The organism is Leclercia sp. GHBNCSD (assembly GCF_055805075.1).
In genome coordinates, this window is sequence record NZ_JBQVYO010000001.1 from 2,567,274 (window position 1) to 2,587,785 (window position 20,512).

Genomic DNA, 20,512 nt, shown 5'->3' on the forward strand with positions numbered 1-20,512 from the left:
ACACCTACTTTGAGCCGGTTCACACTTTCAATGAAAATTACTGAAAATTTTCACGATAAGTTATGTAGACTGGCCGCCATTGACATTGAGGCACTCGTACTACATGGCTGAATTCGAAACCACTTTTGCAGATCTGGGCCTGAAGGCTCCTATCCTTGAAGCCCTTAACGATCTGGGTTACGAAAAACCATCTCCGATCCAGGCAGAATGTATCCCACATCTGCTCTCTGGTCGTGACGTGCTGGGCATGGCCCAGACTGGTAGCGGTAAAACCGCAGCGTTCTCGCTGCCGCTGCTGAATAACATTGACCCGGACCTGCGTGCACCGCAGATCCTCGTACTGGCTCCGACCCGTGAACTGGCTGTTCAGGTGGCGGAAGCTATGACTGAATTCTCTAAACACATGCGCGGCGTAAACGTGGTTGCCCTTTACGGCGGCCAGCGTTATGACGTGCAGTTACGCGCCCTGCGTCAGGGTCCACAGATCGTCGTCGGTACGCCGGGTCGTCTGCTGGATCACCTGAAACGCGGTACGCTGGATCTCTCTAAACTGAGCGGTCTGGTACTGGATGAAGCTGACGAAATGCTCCGCATGGGCTTCATCGAAGACGTAGAAACCATCATGGCGCAGATCCCGGAAGGTCATCAGACCGCCCTGTTCTCTGCCACCATGCCGGAAGCGATCCGTCGCATTACCCGCCGCTTCATGAAAGAGCCGCAGGAAGTGCGCATCCAGTCCAGCGTGACCACTCGCCCGGACATCAGCCAGAGCTACTGGTCTGTGTACGGTATGCGTAAAAACGAAGCGCTGGTGCGTTTCCTGGAAGCAGAAGATTTTGATGCGGCGATCATCTTCGTTCGTACCAAAAATGCGACCCTGGAAGTGGCAGAAGCCCTGGAGCGTAGCGGCTACAACAGCGCAGCGCTGAATGGCGACATGAACCAGGCGCTGCGTGAGCAGACGCTGGAGCGTCTGAAAGACGGTCGTCTGGATATCCTGATTGCAACCGACGTGGCAGCACGTGGTCTGGACGTTGAACGTATCAGCCTGGTTGTTAACTACGACATCCCGATGGACTCCGAGTCTTACGTTCACCGTATCGGCCGTACCGGTCGTGCAGGTCGTGCGGGCCGTGCGCTGCTGTTCGTTGAGAACCGCGAGCGTCGTCTGCTGCGTAACATCGAACGCACCATGAAGCTGACCATTCCAGAAGCAGACCTGCCAAACGCAGAGCTGCTGGGCAAACGCCGTCTGGAAAAATTCGCCGCGAAAGTCCAGCAGCAGCTGGAGAGCAGCGATCTGGATCAGTACCGTGCGCTGCTGACGCAGATCCAGCCGACCGCCGAAGGCGAAGAGCTGGATATCGAAACGCTGGCCGCTGCACTGCTGAAGATGGCGCAGGGCGAACGTTCTCTGATCGTGCCGCCAGATGCACCGATGCGTCCTAAGCGTGAGTTCCGTGACCGTGACGATCGTTTCGAACGTCGTGGCGACCGCAACGATCGTGGCCCGCGTGGCGACCGTCCAGAGCGTGGTGGTGAAGACCGTCCACGTCGCGAACGTCGTGATGCTGGCGAAATGGAACTGTACCGCATTGAAGTGGGTCGTGATGATGGTGTTGAAGTTCGTCATATCGTTGGCGCGATCGCTAACGAAGGCGACATCAGCAGCCGTTACATCGGTAACATCAAGCTGTTCGGTACCCACTCCACCATCGAACTGCCAAAAGGTATGCCGGGCGAGGTTCTGCAGCACTTTACCCGTACCCGCATCCTGAACAAGCCGATGAACATGCAGCTGCTGGGCGATGCTCAGCCGCGTCCGGACCGTGGCGGCGAACGTCGTGGCGGTGGCCGCAGCTTCGGTGGCGAGCGTCGTGAAGGCGGTCGTGGTCCTCGTCGTGAAGGGGCTGCACCAGGTGCAGGCCGTTTCAGCGGTGAGCGTCGTGAAAGCCGTGGCCCACGTCGCGAAGATGGCCCGGTTCGTCGTCGTGACGCGTAAGCTTCACGCCCTGTAGCGTAAAGTAAAATATACAGCCCCGATATTTTTATCGGGGCTTTTTTTATTCCTTTTGTACTATTGTACTGGTACAGTGCAGCACATTAAGATGCAGGTCCCAAATTATTGACTGGAGAAAAGGCTGTATGGCGACACTAACCACCACCCAAACGTCACCTTCACTGCTCGGCGGTGTGGTGATCATCGGCGGCACCATCATAGGTGCGGGGATGTTCTCCCTGCCGGTGGTCATGTCCGGGGCGTGGTTCTTCTGGTCGCTGGCGGCGCTGGTCTTTACCTGGTTCTGTATGCTGCACTCGGGGCTGATGATCCTCGAAGCTAATCTCAACTACCGCATTGGGTCGAGCTTTGACACCATCACCCGCGACCTGCTGGGCAAGCGCTGGAATATCGTCAACGGTATCTCCATTGCCTTTGTGCTCTATATCCTGACCTACGCCTATATCTCGGCGAGCGGTTCGATTCTGCATCACACCTTCGCAGAGATGTCGCTGAACGTACCGGCGCGGCTGGCGGGGCTCTGCTTCGCCCTGGGTGTGGCGTTTATCGTCTGGATGAGTACCAAAGCGGTGAGCCGGATGACGGCCATTGTGCTGGGCGCCAAAGTCATCACCTTTTTCCTGACCTTCGGCAGCCTGCTGGGGCATGTTACGCCCGCCACGCTGTTTAACGTGGCGCAGAGCAACACGTCGTATTCACCCTATCTGCTGATGACCCTGCCGTTCTGTCTGGCGTCGTTTGGCTATCACGGTAATGTGCCGAGCCTGATGAAATATTACGGCAAAGATCCGCGCACCATCACCCGCTGCCTGGTCTACGGCACGCTGCTGGCGCTGGGGCTGTATGTCATCTGGCTGCTGGGGACGATGGGTAACATTCCGCGTCCGGAGTTCATCGGCATTGCGCAGAAGGGCGGGAATATTGATGTGCTGGTGCAGGCGCTGAGTGGCGTGCTCAACAGCCGCAGTCTGGACCTGCTGCTGGTGATCTTCTCCAACTTCGCCGTGGCGAGTTCGTTCCTTGGCGTGACCCTGGGGCTGTTTGACTATCTGGCCGATCTCTGTGGCTTTGATGACTCTGCGCTGGGGCGTCTGAAAACCGCGCTGCTGACCTTCCTGCCGCCGGTCATTGGTGGCCTGCTGTGGCCGAACGGTTTCCTGTATGCCATTGGCTATGCGGGGCTGGCGGCAACGATCTGGGCGGCGATTGTTCCGGCGCTGCTGGCGCGTAAATCACGCAAGCGCTTCGGTAGCCCAAAATTCCGCGTCTGGGGCGGCAAGCCGATGATTGCGCTGATCCTGATCTTCGGTATCGGCAACGCAGTGGTCCACGTGCTGTCGAGCTTTAATCTGCTGCCTGTATATCAGTGAACATAATGCCCGGTGGCGCTTCGCTTACCGGGCCTACAGGGATGGAGTAGGCCGGGCAAGCGCAGCGCCGCCCGGCAAAAAACTACCCCACCAGCTCCTCTTTCACCTGCATCGCCAGATCGAACGAATGCAGACGCGCCTGGTGATCGAAGATCTGCCCGTTGACCATGATCTCATCAGCCTGCGTCTCACGCAGCACCGCTTCCAGCCCGTGACGCACCTTCGCTTTATCCCCTACCAGCGACATGCTTAACGCCTGCTGCACGCCATATTGTTCTGAGGCCGACCACAGCTGGTGCATATTCTCCACCGGCGGTGGCAGTTGCCCCGTCTCGCCGCGGCGCAGCTTCATAAAGGCCTGCTGCATGGAGGTAAACAGGAATTCCGCATCGCGGTTGCTGTCAGCGGCAATGATGTTGATGCACACCATCGCATACGGTTTTTCCAGCCGCGCCGAAGGCTTAAAGTTAGTGCGATAGAGATGCAGTGCCTGGTGCAGCATATCCGGCGCAAAGTGCGACGCAAACGCAAACGGCAGGCCCAGCTGCGCGGCCAGCTGCGCGCTGTAGAGGCTGGAGCCTAACAGCCACACCGGGATCTGCTCGCCGTAGCCCGGCACCGGACGCACCTGCGGATTTGGGTCACGGGCATCAAACCACTCCACCAGTTCAAGCACGTCGCGGGGGAAGTTATCGATGTCACCGCTCATATGGCGACGCAGGGCGCGCATGGTAGGCTGATCGCTGCCCGGTGCGCGACCCAGTCCCAGGTCGATACGGCCCGGATAGAGGGTATTGAGGGTGCCAAACTGCTCGGCAATAACCAGCGGCGAATGGTTAGGCAGCATCACGCCGCCCGAGCCTAAATGGAGCGTCGTGGTATTCGCCGCCAGATAGCCGAGCAGCACTGAGGTGGCGGCGCTGGCGATCCCGACCATATTGTGGTGTTCCGCCAGCCAGTAGCGATGATAGCCGCGCTGTTCAGCCAGGCGGGCGAGATCCAGTGAGTGGGTAAAGGCTTCCCTTGCCGAGGAGCCTTCAGGGATCGGCGCCAGGTCCAGCACCGAAAACGGAATGGATTTATCAGTCATAGCAGCTCACTTTGTCGACGGTGAATCTTTAATAGTGCATTAAAATTTTACAGTCGTTGTTAACAAAGTGAGCCTTTTTTAGTCCTGCAGCTCCAGCCCGGCGAGACGTCGCCAGTAGCCGTTGCACTCGCTGTTCGCCGTCAGCGGCAGTGGGGCAGCGCCATTTTCATTGGCGCGGAAGGCGTCGATCATGGCGAAGGTATCGGTGCCCAGCGGCGACAGACGCACCATATCCACCAGCCCTTTCATTGAGGCCAGTTCGTTGCCGAGGTTGTAAACGTAGCCGCTCATGGTCTGAATGCCGTTAAGGACAAACACCTGCTGTTTCTCCTGCGACAGCATACTGCGTCCGTTGGGGTATTTGATGCAGCAGGTTTCGCACTCATCTTTCGGCAGGTTCTCTGAACGCGCGGTAAAGCAGCGGGCGGAGTAAGCCAGAGGCAGATGCCCGTAGCTGAGCACTTCCACTTCAAACTGATTGCGGATCCCCAGCTCGTCGCACTGCGCCAGGATGTTCACCAGCCAGTCTCGGGAGAGTTCCACCGGCATACACCAGCGCGTCATCCCCTGTCTGAGCAGCAGGCGCAGCGCCACGGCGTTGTAGCAGTTCAGCGCATGCCCGGCGACAAACGGCAGCTTGCGCTCGGCGCACAGGTTCACTACGCCGAGATCGCTGGCCTCCAGCAGAAATTCACCGTTCTCCACGTAGCGCTTGAGCTCATTCAGTTCTGACGAGGCCTGAACCAGCGCCAGCGTAGAGAGCACGACCTGCTTGCCACTGTCGGCCAGGGTTTTCGCCATCTCCAGCCAGTCACCCACCTTTGTAGCGCGACGCTTACTACAGACCGCCTCGCCGAGGTAGATCACATCCGCCTGGCTGGTTGCCGCCTGCTGATAAAAGTCTTCCAGCGTCTCTTTCGACCAGTAATAGAGCACCGGTCCTAATGAATATTTCATGCTTTATCTCACTGCCATTTACGGTGATACGCACCCAGCGTGGTCTGCGTGCCTTCGGACATCGAGCCGAGCGTCTCCATCCACGCCGGTTCTGGCGTATAGCTCTGCGGATTTGCCATGCAGCGATCGATCGCCTGCCGCCACACTTTTGCCACCTGGCTGACATAGGCCGGGCTGCGCTGGCGTCCTTCGATTTTCACCGAGGCGATATTGGCGGCCAGCAGTTCCGGCAGCAGTTCAAGGGTGTTCAGGCTGGTGGGCTCCTCCAGTGCATGGTAGCGCTCGCCATCCACCAGATAGCGACCTTTGCACAGCGTCGGATAGCCGGCGTTTTCATCATCCTGATAGCGGTCGATCAGCACCTCGTTCAGACGCGACTCCAGCCCCTGCGGGGTTTGCTGCCAGCGCACGTAGCGGGCAGGGGAGCAGGCGCCCACGGTGTTGGGCGATTCCCCGGTGAGATAAGAAGAGAGGTAGCAACGCCCTTCAGCCATGATGCACAGGCTGCCAAAGGCAAAAACTTCCAGCGGAACTGGCGTGACCCGCGCCAGTTGCTTAACCTGATGAATAGAGAGCACGCGCGGCAGCACCACGCGCGACACCTCAAAATGTCGATGATAAAAGCGTATGGCCTCTTCGTTGGTAGCAGACGCCTGTACGGAGACATGGCGCTCAATGTGGGGATAGCGTTCTGCGGCATACTCCAGCATGGCGAGATCGGCCAGAATCAGGGCGTCGGCACCCAGCTGTGCCGCCATATCCACCGCGCGCTGCCAGCGTTGATAGCCGTCGGGGTGGGCAAAGGTATTGATAGCGATATGCAGTTTACGGCGATGAAGATGTACGAAGCTCACCGCTTCCTGCAGTTTTTTCTCGGTAAAATTGAGACCAGCGAAGTGACGGGCATTGGTATCGTCCTTCAGCCCGATATAAACCGCATCGGCGCCGTTTTCGATGGCCGCCTTTAGCGCCGGTAAGTTCCCGGCAGGGCAGAGCAGCTCCATAATTTATCCTGACGTTCGCAGCCCCAGAGGGATGCAAAATTGTTATCGAACAGGGATTTTAATTAACCATCCGGCGACAATTTTTGATTTAAGGCAGCTAATGGCGTATTGATGACACCAATAATGGGTTACGCCGGATGTCAGTTTGTTGATTTACCCCGCTATACCGACGACTGGATATGGCAAAATATCAGGACCATAGATATCAGGAGTATTGCTCGTGCTGGATAAACTGCGTTCACGTCTCGTACAATTTGGCCCGTCGCTGCTGAGCGTGCCGGTTAAGCTCGCGCCCTTTGCCCTGAAGCGCCAGGTACTGGAGCAGGTGCTCAGCTGGCAATTCCGCCAGGCGCTGGCGGATGGCGAGCTGGAATTTCTTGAAGGGCGCTGGTTACGTATCGAGGTGCGGGATATTGGTCTGCGCTGGTACACCTCCGTTGAAAATGAACAGCTGGTGGTGCGCGAATCCGCCGAGGCGGACGTCAGCTTTAGCGCTGACGCCAGCGATCTGCTGATGATCGCGGCACGCAAGCAGGATCCCGACACGCTCTTCTTCCAGCGTCGTCTGGTGATTGAAGGCGATACCGAGTTAGGTCTGTATGTCAAAAACCTGATGGATGCGATTGAACTGGAACAGATGCCGAAGCCGCTGCGCGTGGCCCTGTTGCAACTGGCCGATTTTGTCGAGGCGGGTCTGAAAACTCCGCCGGAAAGTAAACACACTTCTGTAGGTGAGCCATGTTGATTCGAGTAGAAATTGGCATCGATGCCCCGGGTATTGACGCCTTATTACGCCGGTCGTTTGAAGGGGAAGGTGAAGCGCAACTGGTTCGCGATCTTCGTGAAGACGGCCTGATTACGCTGGGTCTGGTCGCCACCGATGATGAAGGTCAGGTCGTTGGCTACGTGGCCTTTAGCCCGGTCATCGTGCAGGGCGAAGAGCTGCAGTGGGTTGCCATGGCGCCGCTGGCGGTGGATGAAAACTATCGCGGACAGGGCCTGGCGCGCCAGCTGGTCTACGAAGGGCTGGATTCACTCAATGAGTTTGGCTACGCCGCGGTCGTGACGCTGGGCGATCCGGATTTCTACAGCCGTTTAGGCTTCGAGAAAGCGGCACATTACGATCTGCGTTGCCGCTGGCCGGGCACCGAGTCGGCTTTCCAGGTCCACCGTCTGGCCGACGATGCGCTTAACGGCGTGAGCGGCCTGGTGGAATACCACGATCGCTTCAATAGCTTTTAACCGGCGGCCTTTGCAGGCTCTCGCGTAGCGCCTCAAACGTCCCGTCTCCGCTGACGAGGCGCTCTTTCTGGCGCTTCGTGAGCTGTTTAATGCGGTACTCCAGCCGGAGCGCCAGGGAGCGATCCCCTGCGACCGCGGAAAACGCCAGCGTCAGCTCTCCTTTACCCCTCAACGCCTTCGCCCCTTTTCCCGTCTGATGTTGCAGGAAGCGGCGCGGCACATCGGTTGTGATGCCCGTATAGAGCGCATTATCAGCGGTTCGAACAAGATAGAGAAACCAGCACACGGCGACAGATTCAGTATGTTAAGGTGAGTGCACCTTAGCATGAGAGAGAAGCGAAATGGAAACTCTGGCCGCCATCAACCGCTGGCTGGCGAAGCAGCACGTGGTCACCTGGTGCGTACACCATGACGATGAGCTGTGGTGTGCCAATGCCTTTTACTATTATGACCCGCAGCGCGTCGCGTTCTACATCTTAAGCGAAGACAAAACCCGTCATGCGCAGATGAGCGGCAAACAGGCGAAAGTTGCAGGCACCGTCAACGGGCAGCCCAAAACCGTGGCGTTAATCCGCGGGGTGCAGTTCAAAGGGGAGATTCGTCGTCTGGAAGGAGGGGAAAGCGACGTGATGCGCAAGCACTATCTTCGTCGCTTTCCGGTTGCCGCTGCCATGCCAGCTCCGGTATGGGAGATCCGTCTGGATGAACTGAAGTTCACTGACAACACGTTAGGCTTTGGCAAAAAACATCACTGGCTACGCGCCGAGTAAGCGCAACGCCTCACGGTTAAAGGCGATAAGATCTTCTGGCGTCCGGCTGGTAACCAGCTGATCGTTATCGATAACTACCTCCTGATCGTGAAAATCGGCCCCGGCGTTTTTCAGATCGATGGCGATCGATTTCACGCCCGTCAGTTTACGTCCGCGCACAACCTCAGCGCTGATGAGCAGCTGTGGACCGTGGCAGATAGCAAAGACCGGTTTCCCGCTGGAGACAAAATCCCGGGTAAAGGTCACGAAACGCGTATCGCTGCGTAGCGAGTCCGGGGAGTGCCCACCCGGCAGTAACAGGGCGTCAAAGTCAGACGGGCTCACCTCATCGATGGTTTTATCGATGGTCACGCTGGCCTCGCCCTTATGGCCTTTTACCGTTTTGCCTGCCTCTTTTTCAATGGTGATCACCTCATGGCCCGCCTTACGAAACGCCTCGGCAGGTGAGGTAAATTCTGAATCTTCAAACTCGTCGGTAATCAAGACCGCAATTTTCTTGCTCATGCTTCCTCCGTTGTTTTGGCTTCAGACAGCTTTTTTCCAGCTTGTGGTAAATACTTAACGTTCAGACCACTAAGTGTGGTTGAGCGGCATGAAATCGCATACGGACTAATCTGCAAAGGAGGAGTAATGAGTCAGGTTTTAATTACCGGCGCGACTGGCCTTGTGGGTGGGCACCTGCTGCGTATGCTAATCCAGGAGCAGAAGATCAACTATATCGCCGCCCCGACGCGTCGCCCGCTGGGCGATATCGAAGGGGTGTTTAATCCCCACGATCCGCAACTGACCGATGCGCTGGCACAGGTTCAGGATCCGGTAGATACCGTCTTTTGCTGTCTGGGCACCACCCGGCGTGAGGCGGGCAGCAAAGAGGCCTTTATCCATGCCGATTACACGCTGGTGGTGGATACTGCGCTGACTGGCAAACGACTCGGGGCGAAGCATTTCCTGGTGGTGAGCGCCATGGGGGCTAACGCGCATTCGCCGTTTTTCTACAACAAGGTGAAAGGCAAAATGGAAGAGGCCCTGATCGCCCAGAAGTGGGAGCGGTTGACCATTGTTCGTCCGTCAATGCTGCTGGGGGAGCGGGAGAAGCATCGCTTCAGCGAGTCGCTGTTTTCCCCGCTGTTCAGTCTGCTGCCCGGCAACTGGAAGTCTGTCGAGGCGCGGGATGTGGCGCAGGTTATGCTGCAGGAGGCGCTGAGTGCAGCACCGGCAGGAGTCAATGTTATTCCGTCGGCGAAAATCAGGGAGCAGGCGCAGGGAGAGGAATGAGCGCCCTCTGCCAGCGGCAGAGGGCGGGGGAGATTACTTGATGTAGGTGAAGGCGGTAGTCACGTGTTTCACGCCGCTCACCCGGCTGGCGATATCCGCCGCCGCTTTACCTTCACGCTCGGTCACCAGGCCGAGCAGGAAGACTTCGCTGTTCTCGGTGGTCACTTTCACGTTAGAGGATTTCACCTGATCGCTACCCAGCAGCTGGGAGCGCACTTTGGTGGTGATCCAGGTGTCATTTGAGGCGGCACCCAGGCCAATCGGCTGGCCCTGACGTATTTCGTTAAATACCTCGGTCGTCCCTTCTACACCCATCGCAATTTGCTTCGCGCGGGAGGCAAGTTCGGTATTCGGCGCCTGGCCGGCCAGTAAAACCTTGCCCTGATAAGCCGTTACGTTAATACGCGCTTCTTTCTTAATCTGTTGGTCTTTGGAGAGTGCGCTGTTCACGCGCAGTTCAAGGGTGCCGTCATCCACCTGCGTGCCCACGGTTCGCGGGTCGGTCGCGGCTTTGGTACTCACTGCGGCGGTACCCACTACCGCTGCAGCCACACATCCCTGAAGCAGCAGCGCAGAAATAAGGACTGCGAGGGGCGAAAGTGCCTTCATGTTTACTCCTTAATCATCCTGGTGAGGGAAAAGCGTGTTATCGATCAGATCGCATAAACAGTTCACCGTCAGCATATGCATCTCCTGAATGCGCGCGCTGCGGTGGGAAGGAATACGGATCTCAACATCATGCGGACCTAACAGCCCTGCCAGCTCACCGCCGTCGTAACCGGTCAGCGCAACGATGGTCATATCGCGCGTGACGGCCGCTTCCACGGCTTTCACGATGTCGCGGCTGTTGCCGCGCGTGGAGATGGCCAGCAGGACATCACCGGCATGCCCTAACGCGCGCACCTGCTTGGCGTAGATCTCATCATGAAGACGATCGTTGGCAATCGCCGTTAAGACCACGTTATCGGTATTAAGTGCAATGGCAGGTAAACTGGGGCGCTCTGTCTCAAAACGATTGATCATACTGGCAGCAAAATGCTGTGCGTTGGCGGCCGAGGTGCCATTACCACAACAGAGAATTTTGTTGCCGTTAAGCAGGGACTGAACCAGCGTCATCGCCGCGCGGGAGATGGCGTCCGGCAGCGCTTCTGCTGCTGCAATCTGAGTCTGAATGCTTTCCGTGAAGCAAACCTTAATTCTTTCGAGCACGGTATCCCTTAACGATCTGATTTACGCGTCTTCGCCGAAGGCGTTTTTGAACCATTCGATGGCGTTTCCGGTGAAGGCTACCACATCGAACCGGCAATCCACAGTGTCAAAGCTGCCATTATGCCGGGCAAGCCACAACTGGGCGGTGTGTAACAATTTTTGTTGCTTGGCCCGGGTCACGCTGGCGGCGGCCCCGCCGTAACGGGATGACTGGCGGTAGCGCACCTCAATGAACACGATGGACGGGCCGTCCTGCATGATAAGGTCAATTTCACCGCCGCGTCCGCGAACGTTGGCGGCGATAAAGCGCAGTCCTTTGCGCTCAAGCCAGCGACGCGCCTGTAATTCGCGCGCGTCGCCGGTCTGTTTGCGGGTTAACTGGCCGGAACGATCTGTCCCTGCTGGTATTTGAGCCATGATAACTTCCTGTTAATCACGCAGTCCTGAGTGGCGGTGAGATCGCCGGTATTGCCGTTAAGGGTAAAGCCCGGCACCTGGCGCATCTGGGTGAAGTGGTTCGCCAGCGCCCAGGCATCCACGCCCATGGCATACAGGCGCGCCAGCGAGTAGTCGTTACGCACGCTGCTGAGCGCCTGCTGCATCAGCTCTGGGTTTGCCCCTGCGAGCATCGGGATTTCGCTGTACTGCAGCCCTTCCATCTCAAGACGGAAGTCCGGGCCTGCGATGCCCTGTGCGCTGCGTGAGCTGGCGTACAGCGACACGCCCGCATGGCTGCCGTTACGCATGGCGATCATCGGTTTGATAAAGGCGATCTCTTCCGGGGTGGCGACAATGTAGGCCGCATCCACGTTACCGCCGCCGCTGATCTGCGCATCCGTTGGCGGAGCCGGGATAGTCAGACCACCAATCGTCACGCTCTGCTGCTGCGGCAGGCTGGCAGTCACCGGGCTACCGCTGAGGGCAATACCCGCTCCGCCGTTCACGCCTGCGCGCAGTTCTGAGGCTGAGCCAAATTTCTGCTGCAGGACGATGCCGCCACCCAGCTGTTGCCACTCCTGGGCAAAGGCAGTCGCGACGCGATCGCCCAGTTGGCTGCGCGGGATGAGCAGCAGAGGAGCCTGCTTACCTTGCTCATGGATATGGCGGGCCGCATCGCGGGCTTCGTCTTCTGGCGACAGGGCAAAGTAGCAGACGTTCGGGCGATTCTGTACCTGCTCCGGCTGGTTCAGCGCCAGCACGTTCAGCGGGGTGTTGCTTCTCACCAGCTCGTCCACGTTGTTTTTCAGCAGCGGGCCGACTACGATGCTGGCGCCATCCTGCTGCACCTGACTCAGCACCTGATCGAGCGGCTGGTTGCTGGTGTCATACACTTTTATCTCCGCAGATGGGTTACCCATGACCTGTGGTTGGGCGACGGTCTGCGTCTCTTGTGTCGTGACCGGAGTCTGCACCGGCTCCTGCACGTTACCTTCCTGTACGTTGCCTTCCGGCGCGGCGACAGGCTGAGGGGTGGCAGGGGCCTGCACCGGATTCTGAAGCGTGCCTGGCTGGGCAGCGACAGGTTGGGTCGCGGTCAGATCGTTGGTTTCGGCACTGGATGGGCTCACCACATCACCGGCATTAGCGGCCTGGGCGACCTGGGCGGGAACTGCGCTGCCCGCGACGGCGGCAGTACCGTTTCTCGCCGCTTCAAAACCCTGCTGGATCGTGCGGCCAAAGACGGCGGCCTGGCCACCTAATGGCAGCAGCAGGGCGATTTTGCTGGTGGAGGCTGGCTTGAAGTTCTGTACATTAACCAGCTGCGTTGGCAGCATGGTTGCGCCCGGGTTATTCGGATAGCGGGTTTGCCAGTCTTTAATTCCGGCCTTCAGCATATCCGGATCGTTGCGGTTATCGAACCAGACGCGCTGCAGATCCAGCCAGCCCTGCAGGATATTCTCGTCGGCGTTAATCACCAGCGCATTGGCCTGATCGGGGTTCATGGCGGAGAGCGTCTGCCAGGTGGCATCGATATTTTTCTGTTTTTCGGCAGCGGAGAGCAGCGGCTCCTGGGCGATCAACGCCCGCAGCAGCGTCAGGGAAGGACGCCCCTGCTCAGCGGCGATACCTGCCTGCCAGAAACGCGCCTGCTGATTTTTATCCAGCGCGCTGATGTCGATATTGCCGAGGATCTTCTTAGCGCCGGCAGCATCGTTCTGCGCAATTTTCAGCTCGGCGGCCAGCAGGGACTGTTCGCGACGCTGGGTATCGGTCAGATCCTGCGGCAACTGGTTAAACAGATCGGTGGCATGCTGGGTTTTACCCTCTTTCAGCAGTGCACGAATGGCGAGTAATTGCCAGTTGATCCTGGTATCATTCGAGCTCTGCTCCATCTGGTGCAGATAGAAGCCGGAGTCAGCCTGGGCTGTACCCTCCATGTGGGCAGCACTTTGATCGGGCGCCTGTGTGCCACAGCCTGCAAAGAACAGGGCTGCCAGCACCAGCGGAAGGCTGCGCGTGGCTTTATTATGAAAAAACGTTAAGGGTACCATACTGTATCCAGTGATATTTTTTACGCAATGCTCAATATTAAATCGGCAATACGGATGAAACAATGAAACAACACGAAACGGCAGATAATTCTCAGGGTCAGCTATATATTGTACCTACTCCTATCGGGAATTTATCTGATATTACCCAACGTGCGCTCACCGTATTGCAAAGCGTTGATCTTATTGCGGCTGAAGATACCCGCCACACTGGCCTGCTGCTGCAACACTTCGCCATTAACGCCCGCCTGTTTGCCCTGCACGATCATAACGAGCAGCAAAAGGCCGAGACGCTGGTGGCAAAGCTGAAAGAGGGGCAGAACATCGCCCTGGTCTCCGATGCCGGCACGCCGCTGATTAACGATCCAGGCTACCATCTGGTCCGCACCTGCCGCGAGGCGGGCATTCGGGTTGTCCCGTTACCGGGGCCGTGTGCCGCCATTGCCGCCCTGAGCGCGGCGGGTCTGCCGTCTGACCGCTTCTGCTACGAAGGCTTCCTGCCCGCCAAATCCAAAGGTCGTCGCGACGTGCTGAAGGCGCTGGAAGCCGAACCGCGCACGCTGATCTTCTACGAATCGACCCACCGTCTGCTGGAGAGCCTGGAAGATATGGTCGCCGTCTGGGGAGAGGCGCGTTACGTGGTGCTGGCCCGCGAACTGACCAAAACCTGGGAGACCATCCACGGCCTGCCGGTTGGCGAGCTGCTGGCATGGGTGAAAGAGGATGAAAACCGCCGCAAGGGCGAGATGGTGCTGATTGTCGAAGGGCACAAGGCCGAAGAGGACGCCCTGCCTGCGGATGCCCTGCGCACCCTCGCGCTGCTGCAGGCTGAACTGCCGCTGAAGAAAGCGGCCGCGCTGGCAGCAGAGATCCACGGCGTGAAAAAGAACGCGCTGTATAAATATGCGCTGGAGCAGCAGGGGGAGTAAGCTCGTGAGCCGTTATCAACCGCCTTTTACGATTACGTCTGCAATCTTTAATCTGGTGGTTGAAACGGGAGAACTGCTGGGACACTGGGCTGCTTATACGGGGCGAGCTTCACCTCTGCTGCGTAAAGAGAATCGTATTCGTACTATCCAGGCGTCGTTAGCCATTGAACATAATTCGCTGACCACCGGGCAGGTGACCGCAATTATGGATGGAAAGCGGGTGCTGGCCCCGGCAAAAGATATTCAGGAAGTCAGAAACGCCATCCAGGCCTATGAGCACCTGAATATCTGGCAAGCCAGTCGTCTGAAAGATTTGCTGAGTGCCCATCGGCTGCTGATGAAGGGGCTCGTAGATAATCCCGGGCAACTGCGCCAGGGGGATGTCGGGATCTATCGTGGTAACCAACTGGTGCATATGGCACCTCCTGCATCTCAGGTACCTCGTCTGGTGGATGAGCTGCTTGGCTGGCTTAATGCCACAGACTTGCACCCGCTAATTGCCAGCTCTGTATTCCACTATGAATTTGAATTTATCCATCCCTTTGCCGACGGTAATGGCCGTATGGGGCGTCTCTGGCAGACTCTTATCCTCAGCCACTGGCGTGCCGAGCTGGCCTGGTTGCCGGTGGAAACGCTGATCCACTTTCAGCAAGAGCGGTACTACGCCATCCTTGGGCAGTGTGATAAAGCCAGCGATTGCACGGCTTTTGTAGAATTTATGCTACACAATCTTGCCGATGCGCTGCGTGAAAGTATCGCAACCCCGCATGCATTGTCGGAACAAATGTCGGAACAAATGTCGGAAAAAGAGGATGCCATCCTGCAACTTCTGATTGCCCAGCCAAAAATGACAGCTTCTACCCTGGCCTCAATGCTCGGTGTAACCTCCCGTACGGTAGAACGCTACCTTAGCGCATTACAAAGCAAGGGTAAGGTACAACGGGTCGGTGCCAGAAAAGGTGGGTACTGGCAGGTCTTAAGATAGGCAGCGCTTGTCCCGTCAGACGATAATTACTTCAGATCGGCAAAAATTCGGAATGGCGAGCATCAGCCAGAACGAAAGGCAAAAAAAAGCATGGCCGAAGCCATGCTAAAGGAGGTTTACTGCAAACTCAGGTCACCGGGGCCGGGTTAAATACCGCCAGCTGGTTATGTAATCCCCATTGATCGGAGAAAGTCTTCTTACGTCCACTCGCCACGTCGAGGATGAAGTGGAACAGCTTCCAGCCCACATCCTCAATGCTCTCTTCGCCGGTAGCGATAGTGCCCGCGTTGATATCCATCAGGTCAAACCAGCGGTTCGCCAGCTCGGTACGGGTCGCCATTTTAATGACCGGCACCGCCATCAGGCCGTACGGGGTGCCGCGACCGGTGGTGAAGACCTGAACGGTGATCCCGGAGGCCACCTGCTGGGTACCGCAGACGAAATCACTGGCTGGCGTGGCGGCGTAGATCAGGCCACGTTTAGTCGGGCGCTGGCCCGGGGAAAGCACTTCAACGATGGCGCTCTTGCCCGACTTAGCGATGGAGCCCAGCGCTTTTTCCACCACGTTCGCCAGGCCGCCTTTCTTGTTGCCCGGTGACGGGTTGGCGCTGCGGTCGGTCTTGCCCATATCGAGATAGTTATCGTACCAGGCCATCTCCTCCAGCAGGCGTTTGCCCACCTCTTCGTTGATGGCGCGCGGCGTCAGGAGATGGATCGCGTCGCGCACTTCGGTCACTTCGGAGAACATTACCGTGGCGCCACAGCGCACCAGCAGATCCGAGGCATAGCCCACTGCCGGGTTGGCGGTCACGCCCGAGAAGGCATCGCTGCCGCCGCACTGCATTCCCACCACCAGCTCAGAGGCCGGGCAGGTTTCACGCTGGCGCTGATTCAGTTTTGCCAGATGGCGCTCAGCGACCTGCAGAATGTCATCCACCATCGACCGGAAGCCGACATGCTGCTCATCCTGCAGACGCACGATGCTGGCGTCATCCACCGGGATCGCCTGCACGTCTTCGGTGCCCTGGAGCAGTTTTTCGGGTTGCAGCTTCTCGCAGCCGAGGCCGATAACCATCACTTCGCCGCCGAAGTTCGGGTTCAGGGCGATATTGTGGATGGTGCGGATAGGGACAATTGCCGCCGGAGCGTTGATCGCCACGCCGCAGCCGTAAAGGTGGTTCAGACCCACCACGCCGTCGACGTTGGGGTATTTTGGCAGCAGATCGCGTTCGATGATCTTCACTACATAATCGACCACGCCCGCCACGCAGTGCACGCTGGTGCTGATGCCGAGCAGGTTTTTGGTGCCTACGCTGCCGTCCGCATTGCGATAACCTTCAAAGGTGTAGCCTTCAAGCGCAGGTAGCGGCTCCGGTACGCGGGTTGCCAGTGGCAGGGTGTGCAGCGGCGGGGCTTCCGGCAGGGCAACCAGCGACTCATCAATCCAGCTGCCCTGGGGGATGGCGCGCACGGCGTAGCCGATGACTTCGCCATAACGCACGATTTCGCCCTGCGCCGGGATATCCACCAGCGCCACTTTATGGCCCTGTGGAATATGCTCGATGAGTTCAAGTCCGTCCGGGAAACGCGTTCCGGCTTTTAACCCCTGATCGTTAACAATAATCGCCACGTTATCGGTCTCATGTACCTTAATATAAAACGCGGTCGGCGACGTTTGACGAATTTCGATGTCGGCCATTGTCCAGTATTCTCCAGCGCGTGGGGGATAATTAATTGATCAAAGAGTAACTATATTTTCTCGTTATAAAAAATAAAGACTCTGCTCAGTGGAATAAAGAATGTCAGGCATGGGGAATTAATAATGTGATCGCGATCACTCATTTATGACGGTGGCCTGCCCATAAGGGGAGCAATGGCGAAATCTGTGCATCAGCGCCCAGGGGTTTGTGCATATGCTCAAAATAATATTCACAATAAAGTTGATAATTGAGCAATGCGACAATGCGTGGTGGTGGGCGCTTGATTATACTCATTAACGCTTTCATGGATTTGGTTAATTAACCGTAATTACCTCTCTCTAATGAGCAAAATAATCAGGACTGCCTCTTTCTTAAAACAATAAAAATAATTTCATTGATGTACCAGAGGAAATAAATATGTTGCTGGATACTACCGTTGAAACTAAAAAGGGTTTCCCCACCCGTTATTTAATATTACTCATCATTTTTATTGTTACCGCTGTCAATTACGCTGACCGCGCCACGCTCTCTATTGCCGGAACGGAAGTCGCCAAAGAGCTGCAATTAAGTGCCGTGTCGATGGGCTACATCTTCTCCGCCTTCGGCTGGGCCTATCTGCTGATGCAGATCCCCGGCGGCTGGCTGCTGGACAAATTCGGCTCGAAAAAGGTCTATACCTACAGCCTCTTCTTCTGGTCGCTGTTCACCTTCCTGCAGGGGTTTGTCGATCTTTTCCCGCTGGCGTGGGCGGGCATTTCAATGTTCTTTATGCGCTTTATGCTCGGCTTCTCCGAGGCGCCATCCTTCCCGGCTAACGCCCGTATCGTGGCGGCCTGGTTCCCGACCAAAGAGCGCGGTACGGCATCAGCTATTTTTAACGCCGCGCAATATTTCTCGCTGGCGCTCTTCTCCCCGCTGCTCGGCTGGCTGACCTTCGCCTGGGGCTGGGAACATGTCTTTACCGTAATGGGTGTGATTGGCTTTGTGCTGACCGGCATGTGGGCGAAGTTTATTCATAACCCGACCGACCATCCAGGCATAAGCGCCGATGAACTGAAGTTCATTAAGGAGGGCGGCGCGGTGGTCGATATGGACCACAAAAAGCCAGGCGACAAAGCGGCCAGCGGTCCGAAGCTGCATTACATCAAACAGTTATTGTCTAACCGCATGATGCTGGGCGTCTTTTTCGGGCAATACTTTATCAACACCATCACCTGGTTCTTCCTCACCTGGTTCCCGATTTATCTGGTGCAGGAGAAGGGGATGTCGATTCTGAAAGTGGGCCTGGTGGCATCCATTCCGGCGCTGTGCGGCTTTGCCGGCGGCGTACTGGGCGGCGTATTCTCGGATCACCTGATTAAGCAAGGCAAGTCGATTACCCTGGCGCGTAAGCTGCCGATCGTGCTGGGTATGCTGCTGGCCTCCTCAATCATTCTGTGCAACTACACCAACAACACCACGCTGGTGGTCGCGCTGATGGCGCTGGCCTTCTTCGGTAAAGGGTTTGGTGCCCTGGGCTGGCCGGTCATATCCGATACCGCACCGAAAGAGATTGTTGGCCTGTGCGGGGGTGTGTTTAACGTCTTTGGCAACGTAGCGTCAATCGTCACTCCGCTGGTGATTGGCTATCTGGTCAGTGAGCTGCATTCGTTCAACGCGGCACTGCTGTTCGTAGGGTGTTCGGCGCTGATGGCGATGTTCTGCTACCTGTTCGTAGTGGGCGACATCAAACGTATGGAATTGCAGAAATAAGCAAAGGTATAAGCGATGAGTAACGATATTTTCCCAAACAAATTTAAAGCGGCCCTCGCGGCACATCAGATTCAGATTGGCTGCTGGTCCGCGCTGGCAAGCCCAATCAGCACCGAAGTGCTGGGACTGGCAGGTTTTGACTGGCTGGTGCTGGACGGTGAACATGCGCCGAACGACGTCACCACCTTTATCCCGCAGCTGATGGCGCTGAAAGGCAGCCACAGCGCGCCGGTGGTGCGCGTGCCGACCAATGAGCCGGTGATCATCAAGCGCCTGCTGGATATTGGTTTCTATAACTTCCTGATCCCGTTTGTGGAAAACGTCGAAGAGGCGGTGCAGGCGGTAGCCTCCACCCGTTATCCACCAGAAGGCATTCGCGGCGTGTCGGTCTCCCATCGTGCCAATATGTTTGGCACCGTGCCGGACTACCTCGCCCAGTCGAACAAAAACATCACCATCCTGGTGCAGATTGAGAGCCAGCAGGGCGTAGACAACGTCGATGCCATCGCCGCTACTGACGGCGTAGATGGCATCTTTGTCGGCCCAAGCGACCTGGCGGCCGCCTTTGGTCACCTGGGTAATGCGAATCACCCGGAAGTGCAGCGCGCCATCCAGCATATCTTTGCCCGTGCCAAAGCGCACGGTAAGCCGTCCGGCATTCTGGCACCGGTCGAGGCTGATGCCCGCCGCTATCTGGAATGGGGCGCAACCTTTGTCGCCGTCGGCAGCGATCTCGGCGTGTTCCGCTCCGCCACCCAGAAGTTAGCGGATTCCTTCAAGAAATAACCACCACCACTGAATAAAGAGAGACGCAATTATGACACTGAAAGTTGGTTTTATTGGCCTGGGTATCATGGGTAAACCAATGAGTAAAAACCTCATCAAAGCAGGTTACTCACTGGTGGTTGCAGACCGTAACCCGGAAGCCATTGCCGAAGTGATCGCCGCAGGCGCAGAAACGGCCACCACGGCAAAAGCCATTGCTGAGCAGTGCGATGTGATCATCACCATGCTGCCAAACTCCCCGCACGTTAAAGAGGTGGCGCTGGGCGAAGGCGGCATCATCGAAGGGGCAAAACCTGGCACCGTGCTGATCGACATGAGCTCCATCGCACCGCTGGCCAGCCGTGAAATCAGCGAGGCGTTAAAAGCAAAAGGCATCGACATGCTGGATGCGCCGGTGAGCGGCGGCGAGCCGAAAGCTATCGACGGCACCCTCTCTGTGATGGTGGGCGGCGACAAAGCCATCTTCGACAAATACTACGACCTGCTGAAAGCGATGGCCGGCTCCGTGGTGCATACCGGTGAGATTGGTGCCGGTAACGTCACCAAGCTGGCAAACCAGGTCATCGTGGCCCTGAACATCGCCGCGATGTCTGAAGCCCTGACCCTGGCGACCAAAGCGGGCGTTAACCCGGATCTGGTGTATCAGGCCATCCGTGGCGGCCTGGCGGGCAGCACCGTACTGGATGCCAAAGCGCCAATGGTCATGGATCGTAACTTCAAGCCGGGTTTCCGTATCGATCTGCACATCAAGGATCTGGCGAACGCGCTGGATACCTCTCACGGCGTGGGGGCACAGCTACCCCTGACCGCGGCGGTAATGGAGATGATGCAGGCCCTGCGCGCAGATGGGCTGGGAACGGCAGACCACAGCGCCCTCGCGTGCTATTACGAAAAACTGGCGAAAGTGGAAGTTTCTCGCTAACAAAGACGGGCG

22 protein-coding genes are annotated in these 20,512 nt (G+C 57.3%); 12 read left to right on the top strand and 10 right to left on the bottom strand.

From position 1 onward, the window contains the following. The first annotated feature begins 30 nt into the window (after positions 1–30). The 3 genes from yrbN to mtr all read left to right on the top strand — a co-directional run bounded on the left by yrbN (position 31) and on the right by mtr (position 3,390). Positions 31–111, top strand: coding sequence for a protein YrbN (gene yrbN, locus ACT3IC_RS12455; RefSeq protein WP_103177161.1), 81 nt, complete (start codon positions 31–33; stop codon positions 109–111). Beyond that, a complete protein-coding gene (locus ACT3IC_RS12460) occupies positions 104–2,002 on the top strand; it encodes a DEAD/DEAH family ATP-dependent RNA helicase (RefSeq protein WP_103177160.1) in 1,899 nt (632 codons plus the stop codon). The genes yrbN and ACT3IC_RS12460 overlap by 8 nt, the downstream gene beginning before the upstream one ends. 143 nt (positions 2,003–2,145) lie before the next feature. Further along, positions 2,146–3,390: a tryptophan permease gene (gene mtr / locus ACT3IC_RS12465; RefSeq protein ID WP_156655271.1), complete on the top strand. Its 1,245-nt coding sequence runs from the start codon at positions 2,146–2,148 to the stop codon at positions 3,388–3,390. An 82-nt stretch (positions 3,391–3,472) separates the two neighbouring features. Here the strand turns inward: mtr and ACT3IC_RS12470 are convergent, their stop codons facing one another. From ACT3IC_RS12470 to ubiU, 3 genes are all read right to left on the bottom strand, one after another. Then, positions 3,473–4,480, bottom strand: a complete 1,008-nt coding sequence (locus tag ACT3IC_RS12470) for a luciferase-like monooxygenase (RefSeq protein ID WP_103824913.1) — start codon at positions 4,478–4,480, stop codon at positions 3,473–3,475. 78 nt (positions 4,481–4,558) lie between these two features. Further along, positions 4,559–5,437 (bottom strand): U32 family peptidase, encoded by an 879-nt coding sequence (locus tag ACT3IC_RS12475; protein WP_156655270.1) that lies wholly within the window; start codon positions 5,435–5,437, stop codon positions 4,559–4,561. A gap of 8 nt (positions 5,438–5,445) precedes the next feature. Further along, on the bottom strand, positions 5,446–6,441 hold the full coding sequence (gene ubiU, locus ACT3IC_RS12480) for a ubiquinone anaerobic biosynthesis protein UbiU (RefSeq protein WP_103177156.1): 996 nt from the start codon (positions 6,439–6,441) through the stop codon (positions 5,446–5,448). A 220-nt stretch (positions 6,442–6,661) separates the two neighbouring features. Between ubiU and ubiT the strand changes: the two genes are divergently transcribed. Together ubiT and ACT3IC_RS12490 are read left to right on the top strand one after the other, a co-directional pair. Then, entirely contained in the window at positions 6,662–7,186 is a 525-nt protein-coding gene (gene ubiT / locus ACT3IC_RS12485; RefSeq protein ID WP_103824910.1) for a ubiquinone anaerobic biosynthesis accessory factor UbiT, read from the top strand. Then, positions 7,180–7,683, top strand: coding sequence for a GNAT family N-acetyltransferase (locus tag ACT3IC_RS12490; protein WP_103177154.1), 504 nt, complete (start codon positions 7,180–7,182; stop codon positions 7,681–7,683). Before ubiT ends, ACT3IC_RS12490 begins: the two co-directional genes overlap by 7 nt. Here ACT3IC_RS12490 and ACT3IC_RS12495 read toward each other — a convergent pair. After that, complete coding sequence (locus tag ACT3IC_RS12495) at positions 7,670–7,969, bottom strand: GIY-YIG nuclease family protein (protein WP_103177153.1); 300 nt, start codon at positions 7,967–7,969, stop codon at positions 7,670–7,672. The two genes, ACT3IC_RS12490 and ACT3IC_RS12495, sit on opposite strands and share 14 nt — an antisense overlap. Positions 7,970–8,024: 55 nt before the next feature. Between ACT3IC_RS12495 and ACT3IC_RS12500 the strand changes: the two genes are divergently transcribed. Further along, a complete protein-coding gene (locus ACT3IC_RS12500) occupies positions 8,025–8,453 on the top strand; it encodes a YhbP family protein (protein ID WP_473477648.1) in 429 nt (142 codons plus the stop codon). Here the strand turns inward: ACT3IC_RS12500 and ACT3IC_RS12505 are convergent. Further along, complete coding sequence (locus ACT3IC_RS12505) at positions 8,439–8,957, bottom strand: type 1 glutamine amidotransferase domain-containing protein (RefSeq protein WP_103824906.1); 519 nt, start codon at positions 8,955–8,957, stop codon at positions 8,439–8,441. The two genes, ACT3IC_RS12500 and ACT3IC_RS12505, sit on opposite strands and share 15 nt — an antisense overlap. Before the next feature lie 126 nt (positions 8,958–9,083). On the opposite strand from ACT3IC_RS12505, the gene ACT3IC_RS12510 reads away from it, so the two are divergent. Beyond that, positions 9,084–9,728, top strand: a complete 645-nt coding sequence (locus ACT3IC_RS12510; RefSeq protein WP_473477651.1) for an NAD(P)H-binding protein — start codon at positions 9,084–9,086, stop codon at positions 9,726–9,728. 33 nt (positions 9,729–9,761) lie between these two features. On the opposite strand, the gene dolP is transcribed toward ACT3IC_RS12510, so the two are convergent. From dolP to ACT3IC_RS12530, 4 genes are read right to left on the bottom strand one after another with little or no spacing between them, the layout of a single operon-like run. Further along, positions 9,762–10,337 (bottom strand): division/outer membrane stress-associated lipid-binding lipoprotein, encoded by a 576-nt coding sequence (gene dolP, locus ACT3IC_RS12515; protein ID WP_103177149.1) that lies wholly within the window; start codon positions 10,335–10,337, stop codon positions 9,762–9,764. A gap of 9 nt (positions 10,338–10,346) precedes the next feature. Then, positions 10,347–10,937: a DnaA initiator-associating protein DiaA gene (gene diaA, locus ACT3IC_RS12520; protein ID WP_032614385.1), complete on the bottom strand. Its 591-nt coding sequence runs from the start codon at positions 10,935–10,937 to the stop codon at positions 10,347–10,349. Between the two features lie 21 nt (positions 10,938–10,958). After that, positions 10,959–11,354 carry a YraN family protein gene (locus ACT3IC_RS12525; RefSeq protein WP_103177148.1) on the bottom strand — a complete coding sequence of 132 codons (396 nt, stop codon included), beginning with the start codon at positions 11,352–11,354 and terminating at the stop codon, positions 10,959–10,961. After that, positions 11,312–13,429: a penicillin-binding protein activator gene (locus tag ACT3IC_RS12530; protein ID WP_473477656.1), complete on the bottom strand. Its 2,118-nt coding sequence runs from the start codon at positions 13,427–13,429 to the stop codon at positions 11,312–11,314. Before ACT3IC_RS12530 ends, ACT3IC_RS12525 begins: the two co-directional genes overlap by 43 nt. Positions 13,430–13,491: 62 nt before the next feature. Between ACT3IC_RS12530 and rsmI the strand changes: the two genes are divergently transcribed. Next, a complete protein-coding gene (gene rsmI / locus ACT3IC_RS12535; protein WP_103177146.1) occupies positions 13,492–14,355 on the top strand; it encodes a 16S rRNA (cytidine(1402)-2'-O)-methyltransferase in 864 nt (287 codons plus the stop codon). Positions 14,356–14,359: 4 nt separating this feature from the next. Next, the gene (locus ACT3IC_RS12540; RefSeq protein ID WP_473477659.1) at positions 14,360–15,340 is read left to right on the top strand and encodes a Fic family protein; all 981 of its coding nucleotides are present in this window, start codon (positions 14,360–14,362) and stop codon (positions 15,338–15,340) included. Positions 15,341–15,467: 127 nt separating this feature from the next. Here ACT3IC_RS12540 and garD read toward each other — a convergent pair whose 3' ends face one another. Beyond that, positions 15,468–17,039 carry a galactarate dehydratase gene (garD, locus tag ACT3IC_RS12545; RefSeq protein WP_103824902.1) on the bottom strand — a complete coding sequence of 524 codons (1,572 nt, stop codon included), beginning with the start codon at positions 17,037–17,039 and terminating at the stop codon, positions 15,468–15,470. A gap of 418 nt (positions 17,040–17,457) precedes the next feature. Here garD and ACT3IC_RS12550 point away from each other — a divergent pair, with 418 nt between their 5' ends. The 3 genes from ACT3IC_RS12550 to garR are packed head-to-tail and all read left to right on the top strand — an operon-like array spanning position 17,458 to position 20,500. Next, positions 17,458–18,792, top strand: a complete 1,335-nt coding sequence (locus ACT3IC_RS12550; RefSeq protein ID WP_103177143.1) for an MFS transporter — start codon at positions 17,458–17,460, stop codon at positions 18,790–18,792. A gap of 15 nt (positions 18,793–18,807) precedes the next feature. Continuing rightward, positions 18,808–19,578, top strand: a complete 771-nt coding sequence (gene garL, locus ACT3IC_RS12555) for a 2-dehydro-3-deoxyglucarate aldolase (RefSeq protein WP_039031683.1) — start codon at positions 18,808–18,810, stop codon at positions 19,576–19,578. Positions 19,579–19,609: 31 nt separating this feature from the next. Next, positions 19,610–20,500 carry a 2-hydroxy-3-oxopropionate reductase gene (gene garR, locus ACT3IC_RS12560; RefSeq protein ID WP_103177141.1) on the top strand — a complete coding sequence of 297 codons (891 nt, stop codon included), beginning with the start codon at positions 19,610–19,612 and terminating at the stop codon, positions 20,498–20,500. The last annotated feature ends 12 nt before the right edge of the window (positions 20,501–20,512 follow it).